The organism is Acidiphilium sp. 34-64-41 (assembly GCF_002282635.1).
Taxonomy (GTDB): Bacteria; Pseudomonadota; Alphaproteobacteria; order Acetobacterales; family Acetobacteraceae; genus Acidiphilium; species Acidiphilium rubrum.
This window is the reverse complement of record NZ_NCJX01000042.1, coordinates 1-15,256: the sequence shown is the minus strand read 5'-3', so window position 1 is coordinate 15,256 and position 15,256 is coordinate 1. Positions and strand designations below refer to the sequence as shown.

Genomic DNA, 15,256 nt, shown 5'->3' with positions numbered 1-15,256 from the left:
TTACTTGGTGAAATCGTCGTATTTGATCAGCTGCACCTTGCCGCCGGTGATTTTCACCACCGAATAGCCGTGCAGACCATCGCCCTTGTTATCGAAATTATAGACGCCTTCGACACCTTTGTAGCCTTTGACGGCGCGGATGCCTTTCTGGATCGCGGGGCCGGAGGTGCCGTCCTTGGCGATGACCTGCGAGAGCACGTTGATCGCATCATACACCCAGCCGCCGAACAGATCGGGGTCGGAATGATAGGCGGCGGTGTATTTGGCGGTGAATGCCTGGGCCTGTGGGTTGCCGTTGGCCACGAAATCCGACACGCCATAGGTGCCGTTCACGGCCGATCCTGCCAGCTGGAGGCAGACGGCGGTGGCGATCGAGGGTGAACCCATGATCTCGATTTTCAGGCCGAGCTGACGCAGTTGCTTAAGCATCTGGGCCTCGTCTTCGGCGTTCGTCATGTAGGTGGCGAGCAAGTTGGCGCCGGAGCTTTTGATTTTCTCGAGGAAGGACGTGTAGTCGCGCGTCGCGGTGGTGTAGCCTTGGTCGCTGACGACCGGCGTTTTGTCCTTGGCGAAGGCGGTTTTCAGGAGTTGGTTGCCGGCTGAGCCGAACGCATCGGTATCGTACAGGATCGCGACTTTCTTGGCACCCATCGAGTCGACGGCGTAGCCAGCCATGGCGCGCGAGGCGTAGGTATCGTTCGGGCGGAAGCGGAACACCCATTGATTGTCGACATGGGTCAGCATCGGGTCGGTGCCGCCGATCATGGTGGGGATTTTGTCGCGCGCGACGTAGGGCAGCGTCGCATTCACAATCGTGCTGCGGACCGAGCCGATGATGGCGATGATGTTCTGATTGGAGGCAAGCTTTTCATAAGCCGAGACGCCGGCTTGGTTCTTGCCCTGGTCATCCTCGACGAACAGCTTGATTTTCTTGCCGTTGATGCCGCCTTTGGCGTTGATTTCGTTGACGGCGAGCTTGGCACCATCGACCTTGTGCTTGCCGCTGAGCGCGGCTGGACCGGTCAGGTCGGCGATCAGGCCGATATCGATCGTTTTGGCGGCCTGCGCGGTGGCGATGCCGAGCGTGGCTGCGAAAACAGCTGCACTGACGAGGCCGGTTTGGATTTTGATTGTCATGTTCGTTTCCCGTTCTGATCGATTTAATTTTTTAGGCTGATCGATTGGTGTCGATCGTATATTAAATTCAATCATCTCCGCAAGGGGCGGACGCGGGAGCGTACGGGAGAGAAGGTCTTCTTTTTTGTGAACAAAAAAGAAGCAAAAAAAACTTCACCAACTTGGCCGTGCCCGCGATACCGCCCATGCCCCAAATTAAAAAAGGTTTTTCGCTTCTTTTTTACAAAAAAGACGTCTTCTTTCGTTACCCTTCCTACATCACCGCCCCAATCTGCCAAGGCACGAATTCATTATCGCCATAGCCGAGAATCTCGGATTTCGTTGCGGCACCCGAGGCAATCTCGATTAGCCGGTCGAAAATCTGCTGGCCTTTGGCCGCCGCAGTCGATATCCATGTCGGATTCCATCCGGCGGTACAGATCGCTGTTGGTCGCGAGTTTCAGGCTGGGCACCGGCTTGCAACCGAATGCCGAGCCGCGGCCGGTTGTGAAGCACAGAATATTCGCCCCGCCCGCCACCTGGCCGGTGGCGGAGACCGGGTCGTACCCCGGCGTATCCATGAACACGAGGCCGCGGCTGGTGACCGGCTCGGCGTAGCGGACCACCGCACTCAGCGGCACGCTGCCGCCTTTGGCGACGGCGCCGAGCGATTTTTCCAGGATCGTGGTCAACCCGCCGGCCTTGTTGCCGGGGGATGGATTGTTGTTCATCTCATCGCCGGTGCGTGCCACGTAAGCTCGCCACCAGTCGATCCGCGCGAGCAGATCATCGGCGACGCGCTGGCTGGCCGCGCGCCGCACCAGCAGATGCTCCGCCCCATAGATTTCCGGCGTTTCAGACAGGATGGCGGTGCCACCCTGCCGCACCAGACTATCCACCGCCGCACCCAGCGCGGGGTTGGCGGTCAGGCCGGAATAGGCGTCCGACCCGCCGCATTGCAGCGCCAGCACCAGTTCGGACGCCGGAATCGCGGTGCGCGTGGCGGCGTTCGCAATTGGCGCCATGTCGCGCAACGCGGCGAGGCCGGCCGCGATGGTGGCCGGCGTGCCGCCGCTTTCCTGAATCGTCATCGACCGAAACGCGTCGCCCTCGGCAATGCCATAAGCCGATTTCATCCGCGCGATCTGAAACACCTCGCAGCCCAGGCCGACGAACAGGACCGCGGCGATATTCGGGTTGCAGGCGGTACCCCACAAAGTGCGTTCGAGCGTCTCGAACCCCTCGCCGTTCGCGGCCATGCCGCAGCCGGTGCCGTGGGTGAGCGGCACGATGCCGTCGATATTCGGATAGGCGTCGAGCAGGCCGGTCTTTTCGGCCTGGCGCACGATCTGGCGCGCGACCGTTGCGGCGCAGTTCACCGAGCTCAGAATCGCGATGTAGTTGCGCGTGCCCGCCCGGCCATTGGCGCGGCGGAACCCCTGGAACGAGGCGGCTGGCTCAACCACGGCGGTCGGTTGGGACTCGACCTGATAGTCACGGTCGAACTCATGCAGCGTCACATTATGCTCATGCACCCAGGCGCCCGGCGCGATCGCCTGACCGGCAAAGCCGATGATCTGGCCGAATTTATGGATCGGCGCGCCCGGCGCGATCGCGGTGCTCGCCATTTTGTGGCCGCGCGGAATCCGCTCGGCCGCCGTTATCCCCGCGGCGATGCTGCCGCTGGCGAGCGGCTCCAGGGCGACCAGAACATTGTCATCGTGGTGCAGCCGCATGGTGGCCGGTCTTGTCATTGTTTGCCTCGAAAAGAATGCCGTGTCCGGCCTATGTGCCGGAATTTCGTCTTGTGGGCCAGCCATGGCCGGGATTTCGGAGGGATGTGGTTTTTACAAAGAACACCCCATCGCCTACCTGAACCGCATGTGTTCGCTCGTTCTGTCCTTTCTGCCGACCGAGGCCTGGCCCATCGTGATCGCGGCGAATCGCGATGAGCGGCTCGATCGCCCATGGGACCCCCCTGCCCGCTTCTGGCCGGGAATCACCGCCGGACGCGATCGCCTGGCCGGCGGCACGTGGCTCGGCGTCAATCATCACGGCGTCATCGCGGCATTGTTGAACCGCACCGGCAGCCTGGGTCCGGCGCCGGGGAAATCGAGCCGCGGTGATCTGCCGCTGATCGCCCTGCGCGCCACGACCGCCGCCGCCGCCGCCGATCGCATCTCCACCTTAGACGCCGGCTCATACCGCAGCTTCAACATGCTGATCGCCGATGCCGGCGGCGGTTTTCTGATTCGCGGCCTAGAATCCGGCGCGCCCCAGGTTGCGCCGGTCACACAAGGTATCACGATGATCACTGCCGGCGATCCGAACGATCCCGCCAACCCGCGCATCGCGCGCTACAAACCCCGGTTCGAAGCCGCCCCCCGCCCCGATCCATCAACCAATGATTGGTCGGGTTGGATCGCCCTGCTCGCCGACCAGTCCGCACCGGCCGAAACCACCCTCAACGTCGCGCCGCGCGACGGCTTTGGCACCGTGTCATCGAGCCTGATCGCGCTAGCCCCTCAGGCGACGCTGTTCCATTTTGCCTCCGGCCCACCGGACCGGGCCGCGTTTGTAGCGGTCGGGTTGGGGGCCGCGCCGTAGGCAAGCAAGGCAAGGCGCTCTACTGGGGTCGAGGGGCCGAAACCGCCCGCCGTGCTTGCTTACGACTCACATCCAATCCGGCTCTGCCTCAATGCGTGCCGGGATGTTTTGCCAGCCAGCGGCGCATCTGTTTGATTTCGTGATCCTGGGATTTGATGATTTTGCGGGCCATGCGCTTCAGGAACGGCGATTTGCCGTATTTCAGTTCCGTTTGAGCCATTGTCACGGCAGCTTCGTGGTGAGGCACCATCATCATGACGAAATCCTGGTCGGTTTTACCGGTCATCGGCATCGATTTGGTTGCCTGATCCATCTGCTGCATCGATTCCGCGAACGATTGATCGGCCGGGGTCATGCCGGTTTGGCCCCATGCGAGCGGGGCTGCTGCCAGCAGGGCCAGTCCGGCGGAAAACGCGACGTGGCGGATTTTCATGAATACTCTCCTGAATCGATGGACGCGGACGCTTCGGGAACGTGGTCGTGCCGGCGGGTCGTTTCAACGCCGCTCCTTCCTTGAATACCACCCGTCTTTCATGGGTGCCGCCGGGCCTGACACCCCTCGTGCCGAAGCCGGAACTCGGGCATAGGGTATGGATAAAAATTGCAGGAGCGAACATGAACCGAGCCTCGTTTTGCATCACCCTGGGTCTGGCTGTGCTGGCTTGTGGCGGCATGGCGCAGGCGGCGCCGGAGACGTTGCAGCTCACGCCCGGCAATATGCTGGCGCAGACGCATTCGGGCGCCATTTTATTCACGGTGACCGGCACGTATCGCCAGCTTGCCGGCACGCTCCTGTTCGATCCGGTGGCGAAGACCTGTTCGGTCGATGTCACGTTCCAGACCCGCAGCCTGGCTTTGCCCAATGCGATCATTCGGGGTCAGGTGATGGCCAAGGATTTTCTTGATCCCGACAAATATCCGACCTCGCGCTATGTCGGCACCTGCACCAAGGGCGGTACGGTGATGGCGGGGAAGCTGACCAATCATGGCCAGACGCATCGGTTCGACATGGCGGTGACCTATCGGATGGTCGATGGCAAACTGGCCGATATCGACACGGCGGGGTCGTTCAACCGGTATCATTGGGGTCTCACCGGCCAGTCGATGACGGTGAGCAAGATGATCCGGGTGACCAATAAAATCTCGCTCGATGGCAAGCCGCCTGCCTGACCGCGGCGCATGGGCAAACTGGTCTGGCTGGCGGCCTACCCGAAATCGGGCAACACTTGGCTGCGTGCCTTTATCCATAACTATCTGGCCGACGATGTGGCGCCGTATGACATCAACCGCCTGACCGATCTGACCACCGGGGAGAGCGGGGCGGCGCTGTATCACCGCCATGATCCGCGGCCGGCGCGCGTCTATCGGGCGGCTGAGCTGGCGCTTCTGCGCCCGCTGGTTCATCGCGACCTGATGGGAGCGGATGCGGCGCGGGTGTTCGTGAAGACCCATAATGCGGCGATCGTGAGCCACGGCGTGCCGCTGATCACGCCGGAGGTGACGGACCGGGCGATCTATCTGGTGCGCGACCCGCGCGATGTGGTGGTGTCGTATGCGGCGCATCTGGGGATCACGCTCGATGCGATGATCGCGCTGCTGGCGGACGATCGGGCGGTGAGCGGCGGTGATGATCGCAAGGTGTTGGAGTTCATCGGCTCGTGGTCGCGCCATGTCGCTTCATGGACCGCCAATCCCAATCCGACGCTGCTGGTTTTACGCTATGAGGATCTGCTGGACGATCCGGTGGATGGGTTCGGCGATGTGGTGCGGTTTCTGGGCGCGACCCCGGATGCGGCCCGCCTCGAACGCGCAATCGCTGCGAGCGGGTTCGCCACGCTGGCGGCACAGGAGCAGGCGCGCGGTTTTGCCGAACGCCCGGCGAGCGCGGCCGCGGCGTTTTTTCGCAGCGGCACCGCCGGCCAGTGGCGCACGGCGCTCAGCCCCGCGCAGCGGCGGCGGATCGAGCGGGATCACGCCGTGCAGATGCGCCGGTTTCGCTATCGGGATCAGTAGCCCTTCGAAAGATCGACCAAGGTCGGCGGGTCGCGCCCTTCGGCCAGTGTGGCGAGGTTGGCGAAGAATTTCGCGAGCGTCGCGGCGTTGTAATGATCCGGATCATCCGAGGAGATATGCGGGGTGATGATCAGATTTTCAGCCGTCCAGACCGGATCGCCCGGCGGGATCGGCTCGGCGGCGAACACGTCGAGCACCGCGCCGGCGATGGCATGGGTGTTCAGCGCCGCGATCAGCGCCGGCTGATCGACCAGACCGCCCCGGCCGATATTGATCACCCCGGCATGGGCGGCCAGCAGGGCGATCCGCCTGGCATCGAGCAGGTGGCGTGTCGCGTGGGTGAGCGGGCAGGCCAGGAGCAGAAAATCGCTGGTGGGCAGCACGGTATCGAGCGCGGCGATCGGCAGCGTTTCGTCGCAATCCGGGTGCGGATCGGTTCCGAAGCGGATACCGGTGACATGGATGCCGAACTGCCGCGCCCGCCGCGCCGCGCCGCCGCCGAGGCCGCCGACGCCGACGATGGTTGCCCGCCGCCCCGCCACCACGCCCGAGGGCCGGCGCTGCCAGCGCTGCGCGCGTTGATCCGCCGCGAAGCACTGCATCTGCGTCGTCAGCATCAGCATCGCCATGATCGCGAATTCACCGGCCCGATCGGCATGCACGCCGCGATTGTTCAACAGCTTCACCCCGGCCGGGATCATATCAAACGGCGCCAGCGCATCGACGCCGGCGGCGGTGGACTGAATGAGCTTGAGGTGCGGTGCCCCCATCAGGTCGAGCCGCCGCACCGCACCCGGCGTTGCGATCAGCACTTCGAGCGTATCGGCCGCCGCCTCGTAATCGGCGATACTCTCGCCCATGGTCAGCCGATGGCCCTGGCCGGCGGCCCCGGCCAGCGCCGCCGCCGTATGAAACTCATCCGCCGTCAATTTCAGGAACGGGCTGTCGGGAAACTCGTGGATATGGATATGCATGCTTAACCCTGTTGATGAAAACCGAAATGCAGCAGCAGGAACAGCACACCGCCGATCAGAAAGCCAACCAGCGTGCCGTTGACCCGGATGAACTGCAAATCCTTGCCCACCCGGAGTTCCAGCTTGTCGGTGATGGTTTCGGCATCCCAATTGCCGACGACGCGGCCGATGAACCCGGCGATTTCGACCTGTGCGGCCGGCAGCAGCCGCGCCACCACCGCGCCGGCGGCGGTGGAAATCCGGGCGCGGGTGCCGGGATCATCGCGCAGCATACCGCCCAGATTGGCGAGCACTGTATCGATCAGGGCCACGCTGTGCCCGCCCGGCCGCCCGGCATCCTGCGCCACGGCATCGCGCAGGCTGGCCCAGATATCGCGCCCCCAGGCCCGCATGGTTTCGTGCGTGACCAGGCCGCGCAGCGCAGCACCGAGTTCCGCCGCCCGTGCCGGGTCTTCGGTCAGGCGGATGATCTCGCGGCCGACCCATTCGTCGAAGGCGGCGCGCAATTCCGAGCCATCCGGCCGGACCCTGTCGAGTTCGGTGTTCAGCGTGCTCACCACTTTCGAGGCGATATTGGCACCGACCGCCCAGCCGACCAGTACGCCGCCCTGCTCGCGCACCCGCTCGCGCACGATCTGCTTCAAATCCGCCTCGCGGGTTTGCAGCATGGCGCGCAATTGTTCGAGAATGAATGAAAATACCTCCTGATGCCGCCCGCTCTGCACCAGCGAGGCAAGTGCGCGCGCCACCACCCGCCCGGCGGCCGGACCACCGGCAATGCGCGGCAGCAACCTGGTGAACAGCCGCCGCAGCCGGCCATCCTCGACCGATTGCAGCAGCCTTGGCAGGGACCCCGCGATCGCCTCGGCCATCGGCCGCGCCATTGCCGGATCGGCCAGAAACCGGCCGAGCAGATCGGGGATGTCGAGCCCGGCCAGAAACCGCGCGACATCCGCCTCGGTAAAGACGTGATTGGCAACGAACCGGCCCAGCGCGCCGCCCAGGCGCTCCTTCTGCGCCGGCAAAATCGCGGTGTGCGGAATCGGCAGGCCCAGCGGATGGCGGAACAGCGCGGTGACCGCGAACCAGTCGGCAATGCCGCCGATCACGCCAGCCTTGGCGGCATCGCGCAGAAACAGCGCGCCCAGCGTCGGTGGCAGCCAATAGGCAAAGGCCGCAAGCGCCGCCATCACGACGAGCAAACCGCTGGCGAAGGCACGATGGCGGGCAAGGGACCGGCGCAGGGGCAGGTCGGGATCGGTCTCGATGATCGGTCGTGGCATCGGCGTGATGTGGCCTGCGGTACCGCGATCGGCAAGCGGTCCCTTATAGTCTGCTAAGGCGGTCGATCAGGGTAAGGAAGAGTCTTCTTTTTTGTGAACAAAAAAGAAGCAAAAAAACTTTGTTAATTTGGGACCGTGCCCGTGAAACCGGCGATACCCCAAATTAAGGAAAGTTTTTTGCTTCTTTTTTACAAAAAAGAAGCCTTCCTCGCCTCCCTCCGACTACCCCTACAGTTTTCCTTGCCGAGTCCCCCGCAACAGGCGCAGATTTGCTCCGGAGGAACGTGCCATGGTCATGCGCAATGCAGGCCGGGTGAAAGCCCCGGCTGAACTGGGCGGCAAACCACATGAATCGGCGGGCTGGCGGCCGAGCCGGGACCGCGAGCGACTATCGCCGGGCATCTGGATCGCGGGTTTTGTCTTGGCGGGTGGGGTGATTGCCTTGATGGCGGCGTTGTTCGGCGTCACGTGATCGCGCCCTATGGGCAAATCCCGCCGGTCGGGTCTAATCTTGCGGCATGGACAGCAATCATACCCAAATTCAAGCCGAGCTCGATGCGCTGATCGGGCGCACCACGTTGGTCAGCGACGTCGTCTCATCCCATCGCATCGCCGCGCTCGCCGCGACGCTCGATACCGATGCCCCGGCCGATGGCAGCGTGCCGCCGCTCTGGCACTGGGTGTTGTTTCAGGACTGGCAGAAATGGAGCACGCTCGGACCCGATGGCCATGCCGCGCGGGGCGAGTTCATGCCCGCGATTGCGGGGATGGAGCGACGGATGTGGGCCGGCAGCTCCGTCACGTTTCATCGCAGCCTGCGCGTGGGCGAGGCGGTGGAACGCCGCTCGAGTATCGCCGGCGCCACGCTCAAACAGGGCCGCACCGGCACGCTCGCGTTCATTCAGTTGCGCCATGATATCGGCCCCGCAGGGGAGACAGCGATCACGGAGTTGCAGGACGTGGTGTATCGCGCCGCGGACGATCCGGCGGTTAGCGCGGCGGTGCCCGAACCGGTGCCGCCGGCGGCGCGCACCCGCAGCGTGATGCCCGATGCGCTGACGCTGTTTCGCTATTCGGCGGTGACCGGCAATTCCCATCGCATTCACTATGATTACGAATATGTCACCGGGACCGAACATTATCCCGGTCTGGTGGTGCAGGGCGCATTACAGGCGACCTGGCTCGCCGATTTCGCGCGCGCTTGTCGTAACGATGCGCCCATCCGCGAGTTCGCCTTCCGGGCGCGGCGGGCGGTATTTCAGGGCAAGGCGCTGACCCTGGCCGCGATCGACGGGCCGGACGGGCTCGATCTGACGCTGCGCGACAGCGGCGGCGCTGTGTGCATGGCCGGCACGGCACGGTAATGCCGTTTCTGACCGAAACCGAGCCGCCGCGGGGCGTGGCGCTTGACGTGATGCCGGGGATTCGCCGCATCGTCGCGCGCAATCCCGGCATCATGACCTATCACGGCACCAACACCTACCTGATCGCGGCGGCGGACGGGTTGACCGTGCTCGATCCCGGACCGGACGATCCGATCCATGTGGGGGATATTCTGGCGGCGGCGGGCGAGACGCCGATCCGGCGGATCGTGCTGTCGCACACCCATCACGATCATCTGGGTGCCACGGCGGCGTTGCAATCGGCCACCGGCGCGCCGACCTACGGGTTCGAGCGCTCGGCGGCACTGCGTTTCACGCCCGATCACCCGCTCGCGGATGGCGATGTCGTGGCCGGGCTCACCGCGGTGCACACGCCGGGCCACGCCAGCGATCATCTCGCGTTTGCCTATCAGGACATCTTGTTCAGCGCCGATCACGTGATGTCGTGGTCATCCTCGATCGTCAACCCGCCGGATGGCGACATGCAGGCGTATTATGCCTCGTTGCAGCGCCTGCTCAACCGGGCGGATCGGCTCTATCTGCCCGGTCATGGTCCGGCGCTACTTGAACCCCGGACCCTGGCTGCCGAGATCCTGGCGCACCGGCGCAAGCGCGAGGCGGCGATTCTCGAAGCCTTGCACGCCGACCCGGCCTCGGTGACCGATCTGGCGGCGCGGCTCTATGCCAAGCAGAATCCCATGCTGAAAATCGCCGCCGAGCGCAATGTGCTGGCGCATCTGCTCAAGCTGCGCACGGAAGGGTTTGCGGCCGAGCACGGCGCGGTATGGCAAGCGACCTGACCGATATCACGGAAACGTGACATTGCCATCGCGACACTCTATATCGGGCGTCCAATACGTGATGGAGCGCCTCGATGACTGCCATGAAATCAAGCCTTGCCGCCGCGCTCGCCCTTGTCGCGCTCTGCGGCTTCAACCAGGCCCAGGCGAAGGGCTGCCTGAAAGGTGCGCTGGTCGGCGGTGTGGCCGGACATTACGCGCATCACCATGCCGTGATCGGCGCGGTGGGCGGCTGTATTGCCGGGCATGAGCTGGCCAAGCACCGCGCCAAGCTCGCGCGCGAAAGAGCCGCCGAGGCGCGGGCCAAGTCCGGCAACTGAGCAAAGGGATCAAAATAAAACGGCCGACCCCGAGGGGTCGGCCGTTTTTTTATGCACGCAAGCCGAAGCTCAGGCGGTCAACCGTGCCTGGACGGCATTGCGCTGTTCAGCGCGCTGCTCGGAAACCTGAGTCTTCATCGACTTTTGCAGTTTTTCGAACGCCCGGACTTCGATCTGGCGGACCCGCTCACGCGAGATGTTGTATTGCTGCGACAGATCTTCGAGCGTGGTCGGCTCGTCCTTCAGGCGGCGCTGGATCAGGATGTGGCGTTCACGATCGTTCAGGGTCTTCAGCGCGGTGGTCAGCAAGGCCCGGCGTCCGGTCATTTCCTCGCGATCGCCGATGCTTTCTTCCTGGCTCTCCTGATCATCGACCAGCCAATCCTGCCATTCGCCCTCGCCATCCATGCGGATCGGCGCGTTCAGGCTATGATCGGGTGCGGCGAGGCGGCGATTCATGCTCACCACGTCCTGCTCGGGCACACCGAGCACGCGGGCGACCTTGGCCACCTGTTCGGGCTGCATGTCACCGTCCTCGATCGCCTGCATCTGCCCCTTCAGGCGGCGCAGGTTGAAGAACAGTTTTTTCTGCGAGGCCGTGGTGCCCATTTTCACCAGCGACCAGGAATGCAGGATATATTCCTGGATCGCGGCGCGGATCCACCACATCGCATAGGTTGCCAGGCGGAAACCGCGTTCCGGATCAAACCGCTTGACCGCCTGCATCATGCCGACATTGCCCTCGGAGATCAGCTCGCCGAGTGGCAGGCCATAGCCGCGGTAGCCCATCGCGATTTTCGCCACCAGGCGCAGATGCGAGGTCACTAGCTTATGGGCGGCCTTGTGATCTTCGTTATCGCGCCAGGCACGTGCCAGACGGTCTTCCTCTTCGGGAGCCAGCATCGGGTACTTACGGATCTCTTGCAGATACCGGGAAAGATTGCCCTCACTCGGGGCCATGGTACTCATTCCGGAGGCCATTGATTGAATTCCTCTCGATTTATTCGCGTCGTCGATTCTTGCGTCGTCTCTATTACCAGACTAGCCACCGTTCGGATGCGCAACGGCCGAACCCTCGTGATGCCTCGTCTCTTGTGAGCATTGTTATACACGGGATCGTCCTCATGACGTATCACGGTTCCGTTACAACCCCTGAAAACGGCGTAATTGGCCGGCAATCTGGCTTATTTCGGAAATTATTAACTTGACAGTGATTTTTATACCCCCACGAAACGCGATTTGTCAAGAAATAAGACCTGTGTAGTCAGGTATAAGGTTAGTGCAAAACGGTTATGAAACGGTTAATAGATCCACGAGCGCCGTGAAATCCGCCGGCGGCGGGGTTTCGAATCGCAGCGCCGCACCGGTGCGCGGATGCACAAAGCCGAGGCTCGCCGCATGCAGCGCCTGGCGGGGAAAATCGAGCAGCACCGAACGCGCAGGCTCGGCGATATGTGCCGCCGCACCCGGCCGCCGCCGCAGATAGACCGGATCACCGACCACCGGATGGCCGATATGCGCGAGATGCACCCTGATCTGATGGGTCCGCCCGGTCGCCAGCCGGCACTCCAGCAGCGTCGCGCCGAGGCCGAAGCGCTGCGCGGTGGTGAAATGGGTCAGGGCGAATCGCCCGCCGCGCGCGGCCACCGCCATGCGCTTGCGCTCGCGCGGATCGCGCCCGATCGGCGCTTCGATCGCGCCGGCAGCCGATTGGGGCGCGCCCCAGCAGAGCGCGAGGTAATGCCGTTCGAGATCACGCGCCGCGAACGCCTCGGACAGGGCGTGATGCGCCAGTTCGGTCTTGGCCACGACCATGACGCCAGACGTATCCTTGTCGAGCCGGTGCACGATGCCGGGGCGTTTCTCACCCCCGATGCCGGCGAGACTGTCGCCGCAATGCGCGATCAGGGCGTTGACCAGCGTGCCGTCCAGATTGCCCGGCGCCGGGTGCACCACCAGGCCGGCCGGCTTGTCGAGCACGATCAGATCGTCGTCTTCATAGAGAATAGGAAACGGGATCGCCTGACCTTGGGGCGTTGCGGGCAGCGGGGCCGGAATGTCGATGCGGTAGAGCGACCCGGCGCGCACGGGAGCCGAGGGCGTCGGCGCCGGCGCATCATCGCAGGTGACCAGCCCATCCTCGATCAGGATCTTGATGCGCGAGCGCGACATGCCTGCGAGTTTGGCGGCCAGAAACCGGTCCAGCCGCTCGCCCTGGTCGTCCGCCGTGGCGGAGAACGCCAGATTGCCGTACAGCAAGGCTGGATCAGGCGGGGATGGATGGGATGGATCGGGCTCAGGACTCACGGAAATCGGCACCGGATGTACGGGGTTTGAAGGCGCTGGTGATCGGGATGGGCGTGCTCATCGTGCTGGGCACCGCCCTGGTGATCGGGGTTGTGGTCAAACGCATGGTCGAGTCAACCGCCAGCCCGGGCACGGCTGCGACGCGACCGGCGGCGGTTCCGGGCGCGGCACCGTTCCGGACCGTGCTGCCCGCGGCGTCCGGGGCAACCATCACCGGTCTCGCCGCGTCGGGCGGGGTGATCGCGATCTGGGTGCACGATGACAAGGGCGGCCGCGTCGATTTCATCGACCCGCACACCGGCACGGTGCTCGGCAGCGCCGCCGCGCCATGAAAGGCAAGGCAACACTGGCGAACAAGGCACGACTGCCGAGCAAACCATGCGCCGCGTGCGGGCGGCCGTTCACCTGGCGGCGCAAATGGGCGCGCGACTGGGACAATGTGCGATACTGCTCGGACGCCTGCCGCACCGGCAAACGCGACGCCGCGATCGAACGCCAGCGGCGCACAGCCTCGTGACCCGGCCGGCACGGCGATCCGCCCGCTAAACTTTGCGCCACCCGCTTGATGGCCGCGCCAATCTCGATTATCACGCAGACCAACAACGTCCCGTTCGTCTAGAGGCCTAGGACACTGCCCTTTCACGGCGGCAACACCGGTTCGAATCCGGTACGGGATACCAAGCATTATCAATGCTTTATGGCTCTTATCCACACATCCCCCGGACGGCATACGGCATAATTACGGCATGGACGGTGCGGGACGTGTCATAGCCGCGTCTCGTATCACGGTGTCGTGATTAGTCTGTTGTCACTCAATTTCATTCATACGCGTGGAGGTCAAAGGGCATAGGGGGCATAGGTTTTTAGGGAAAGTTGCTGATAAATGCTTGTTCTTTTGCAACCGATGATATTTTAGGCATAGGGGGCATAGGGGGGCATAGGTTTTTTAGACGAAACCTCACTTTTCCGGCTATGCTGTTCAGAAAGTGAAAAACACATGCAGTTCACGGAACGCGAGATAAAGCCCGGTTGTGCTTTGGCTGGTCGAGGCGCTGGCAACGCGAGGGCGTGGCGCGGCTGATGCGGCCAGGACGCAGCGGCGATATGCCGGCGATGGCGTCGAGAACTGTGCCCTTATCCAGATCGGTTCCCTTAACTGCGGCTAGGGCTTCATCGCTGATTTTGGAGCCTCGATGGGCGTCGCGTTCTATCGTCTGTCGTGATTGGCCAGTTCTTAAAGCCGTGTCGTCTGCGAAAGACTTGGAGTCCTCATTTTGAGGACTCCTCGTATGCTGATTCGCACCATGCCTAGTCTCCGGATGCAGCGCCTCGTAGGCCTCCTTGCGCCGCTGCGTGAACAGGGCGCGCTCGGACTGGCCGGTGCGGGTTGCGGTGTCGGCGGTGAAGCGGTCGGTAGAGGAGTCGCCAAGTTGGCGACTCCTCGTATGCTGGTTCTCGCCATGCTTCGTCTCCGGATGCAGCGCCTCGTAAGCCTCCTTGCGGCGCTGCGTGAACAGGGCGCGTTCGGATGGGTCCGCACAGTAAGCGGACCCTTGGAGGGTGTGCGAGCGCCGCACATCCTTGGAGTGGCTTCGAGTTATAAAGCCCCTTGCCTAAGTCATTGGAATCATTAATGAACGCAAAATTGCGCTGGCCTGTAACCCGTCACGCGACGTTGCCGAAATCTGTCTTTTATCGGTAAATTACACGCGCACGATGGAGGATTAGGCGCTGCCCTGCCTCTTATCCGTGACAGGCGCAATAAATCCCCTCACCCTCACCCCATCGACACGCCACTGCGAGGCCCGCCAGGCGGTGCCAGCGAGCAACCGGCCAATATCCTGCGGAGTGATGCCCCTAAGCGCACTGATCGTCTCACATGCCGCTACCAGCGCCGGCATGGCCACCCTGTCTCGACCGGTGGCAGCCACGATGACGGCAGCGATCATCCCGACCGCGCGCTGGCGAGGATCAGGCGGCATTACGGGCGGCGGTGGCGCGCATGTGGGCCTTTACCGTACCCCGCGCCGCGCCGGCCTCGGGTCCTTCGAGCGTGACGTTACTGATCAGCGGGCTAATCTCTTGCACGGCGTCGGTGACCATCTGGGCGGCACGATCGGGGTGCGCTTTCACGTCCGCTGCCAGCGTCTTCCATTTTGCATCAAGCGTGCGGATTGCCCCGTCGTGGAATCGGCGCGCGGCGACAATGCGGGAGCGCAATTCGGTGATGTCCATTTTTCAATTCTCCTTTATGGCCCGGTAAACGCCGGTGTGCCGAACGCGGATGCGCGCCCGTTAAATCCGGTCGTGCTGCCTTGGTTTTGGTTCAGCGATGCGGCTAGGCCGTGTTTGATGGCCTTGCTGCCATCGCCCCAGTTGCCGATATTCACGGTGGGGATGAGGCCGTTGTCAGCGCTGGATGGATGTAGAGGGGGCACTGCCGCTTGACGGTGG

General features: G+C 63.5%; 19 protein-coding genes and 1 tRNA gene. 10 read left to right on the top strand and 10 right to left on the bottom strand.

All coding sequences use genetic code 11. From position 1 onward, the window contains the following. Together B7X49_RS10380 and B7X49_RS10375 are read right to left on the bottom strand one after the other, a co-directional pair. On the bottom strand, window positions 1-1,137 hold the full coding sequence (locus B7X49_RS10380; RefSeq protein WP_286703000.1) for an ABC transporter substrate-binding protein: 1,137 nt from the start codon (window positions 1,135-1,137) through the stop codon (window positions 1-3). Between the two features lie 290 nt (window positions 1,138-1,427). After that, a complete protein-coding gene (locus tag B7X49_RS10375) occupies window positions 1,428-2,870 on the bottom strand; it encodes a UxaA family hydrolase (protein ID WP_408735594.1) in 1,443 nt (480 codons plus the stop codon). 127 nt (window positions 2,871-2,997) lie between these two features. Here B7X49_RS10375 and B7X49_RS10370 point away from each other — a divergent pair, with 127 nt between their 5' ends. Continuing rightward, window positions 2,998-3,723, top strand: coding sequence for an NRDE family protein (locus B7X49_RS10370; RefSeq protein WP_286702998.1), 726 nt, complete (start codon window positions 2,998-3,000; stop codon window positions 3,721-3,723). An 88-nt stretch (window positions 3,724-3,811) separates the two neighbouring features. Here B7X49_RS10370 and B7X49_RS10365 read toward each other — a convergent pair whose 3' ends face one another. After that, the gene (locus tag B7X49_RS10365) at window positions 3,812-4,156 is read right to left on the bottom strand and encodes a DUF305 domain-containing protein (protein ID WP_286702997.1); all 345 of its coding nucleotides are present in this window, start codon (window positions 4,154-4,156) and stop codon (window positions 3,812-3,814) included. 182 nt (window positions 4,157-4,338) lie between these two features. Between B7X49_RS10365 and B7X49_RS10360 the strand changes: the two genes are divergently transcribed. Then, window positions 4,339-4,893 (top strand): YceI family protein, encoded by a 555-nt coding sequence (locus tag B7X49_RS10360; protein ID WP_286702996.1) that lies wholly within the window; start codon window positions 4,339-4,341, stop codon window positions 4,891-4,893. Window positions 4,894-4,902: 9 nt separating this feature from the next. Then, the gene (locus tag B7X49_RS10355; protein WP_286702995.1) at window positions 4,903-5,736 is read left to right on the top strand and encodes a sulfotransferase domain-containing protein; all 834 of its coding nucleotides are present in this window, start codon (window positions 4,903-4,905) and stop codon (window positions 5,734-5,736) included. On the opposite strand, the gene B7X49_RS10350 is transcribed toward B7X49_RS10355, so the two are convergent. Together B7X49_RS10350 and B7X49_RS10345 are read right to left on the bottom strand one after the other, a co-directional pair. After that, window positions 5,730-6,710 (bottom strand): NAD(P)-dependent oxidoreductase, encoded by a 981-nt coding sequence (locus B7X49_RS10350; RefSeq protein WP_286702994.1) that lies wholly within the window; start codon window positions 6,708-6,710, stop codon window positions 5,730-5,732. The two genes, B7X49_RS10355 and B7X49_RS10350, sit on opposite strands and share 7 nt — an antisense overlap. 2 nt (window positions 6,711-6,712) lie before the next feature. Then, entirely contained in the window at window positions 6,713-7,993 is a 1,281-nt protein-coding gene (locus B7X49_RS10345; RefSeq protein ID WP_286702993.1) for a DUF445 domain-containing protein, read from the bottom strand. 289 nt (window positions 7,994-8,282) lie between these two features. Here B7X49_RS10345 and B7X49_RS10340 point away from each other — a divergent pair, with 289 nt between their 5' ends. From B7X49_RS10340 to B7X49_RS10325, 4 genes are all read left to right on the top strand, one after another. Next, window positions 8,283-8,465 carry a hypothetical protein gene (locus B7X49_RS10340; protein ID WP_286702992.1) on the top strand — a complete coding sequence of 61 codons (183 nt, stop codon included), beginning with the start codon at window positions 8,283-8,285 and terminating at the stop codon, window positions 8,463-8,465. 46 nt (window positions 8,466-8,511) lie between these two features. Then, window positions 8,512-9,357 carry a MaoC family dehydratase N-terminal domain-containing protein gene (locus tag B7X49_RS10335; protein WP_286702991.1) on the top strand — a complete coding sequence of 282 codons (846 nt, stop codon included), beginning with the start codon at window positions 8,512-8,514 and terminating at the stop codon, window positions 9,355-9,357. Continuing rightward, complete coding sequence (locus B7X49_RS10330; RefSeq protein WP_286702990.1) at window positions 9,357-10,175, top strand: MBL fold metallo-hydrolase; 819 nt, start codon at window positions 9,357-9,359, stop codon at window positions 10,173-10,175. The genes B7X49_RS10335 and B7X49_RS10330 overlap by 1 nt, the downstream gene beginning before the upstream one ends. Before the next feature lie 74 nt (window positions 10,176-10,249). Beyond that, the gene (locus B7X49_RS10325; RefSeq protein WP_286702989.1) at window positions 10,250-10,495 is read left to right on the top strand and encodes a hypothetical protein; all 246 of its coding nucleotides are present in this window, start codon (window positions 10,250-10,252) and stop codon (window positions 10,493-10,495) included. Window positions 10,496-10,564: 69 nt separating this feature from the next. Here the strand turns inward: B7X49_RS10325 and rpoH are convergent, their stop codons facing one another. Both rpoH and B7X49_RS10315 read right to left on the bottom strand, forming a co-directional pair. Next, a complete protein-coding gene (gene rpoH / locus B7X49_RS10320; protein WP_408735593.1) occupies window positions 10,565-11,476 on the bottom strand; it encodes an RNA polymerase sigma factor RpoH in 912 nt (303 codons plus the stop codon). A gap of 309 nt (window positions 11,477-11,785) precedes the next feature. Then, entirely contained in the window at window positions 11,786-12,754 is a 969-nt protein-coding gene (locus B7X49_RS10315) for an RluA family pseudouridine synthase (protein WP_286703022.1), read from the bottom strand. A 74-nt stretch (window positions 12,755-12,828) separates the two neighbouring features. On the opposite strand from B7X49_RS10315, the gene B7X49_RS10310 reads away from it, so the two are divergent. From B7X49_RS10310 to B7X49_RS10300, 3 genes are all read left to right on the top strand, one after another. Further along, window positions 12,829-13,134 carry a hypothetical protein gene (locus tag B7X49_RS10310; RefSeq protein WP_286702988.1) on the top strand — a complete coding sequence of 102 codons (306 nt, stop codon included), beginning with the start codon at window positions 12,829-12,831 and terminating at the stop codon, window positions 13,132-13,134. After that, window positions 13,131-13,319, top strand: a complete 189-nt coding sequence (locus B7X49_RS10305; RefSeq protein WP_286702987.1) for a DUF2256 domain-containing protein — start codon at window positions 13,131-13,133, stop codon at window positions 13,317-13,319. Before B7X49_RS10310 ends, B7X49_RS10305 begins: the two co-directional genes overlap by 4 nt. Before the next feature lie 87 nt (window positions 13,320-13,406). Then, a tRNA-Glu gene (locus B7X49_RS10300) sits at window positions 13,407-13,482 on the top strand. Between the two features lie 324 nt (window positions 13,483-13,806). On the opposite strand, the gene B7X49_RS10295 is transcribed toward B7X49_RS10300, so the two are convergent. The 3 genes from B7X49_RS10295 to B7X49_RS10285 all read right to left on the bottom strand — a co-directional run. Then, window positions 13,807-14,379 (bottom strand): hypothetical protein, encoded by a 573-nt coding sequence (locus B7X49_RS10295; RefSeq protein WP_286839233.1) that lies wholly within the window; start codon window positions 14,377-14,379, stop codon window positions 13,807-13,809. A gap of 394 nt (window positions 14,380-14,773) precedes the next feature. Further along, window positions 14,774-15,037 carry a hypothetical protein gene (locus B7X49_RS10290; protein WP_286839230.1) on the bottom strand — a complete coding sequence of 88 codons (264 nt, stop codon included), beginning with the start codon at window positions 15,035-15,037 and terminating at the stop codon, window positions 14,774-14,776. 14 nt (window positions 15,038-15,051) lie between these two features. After that, a partial coding sequence (locus B7X49_RS10285; protein ID WP_286838157.1) for a hypothetical protein occupies window positions 15,052-15,256 on the bottom strand: 205 nt, incomplete at its 5' end.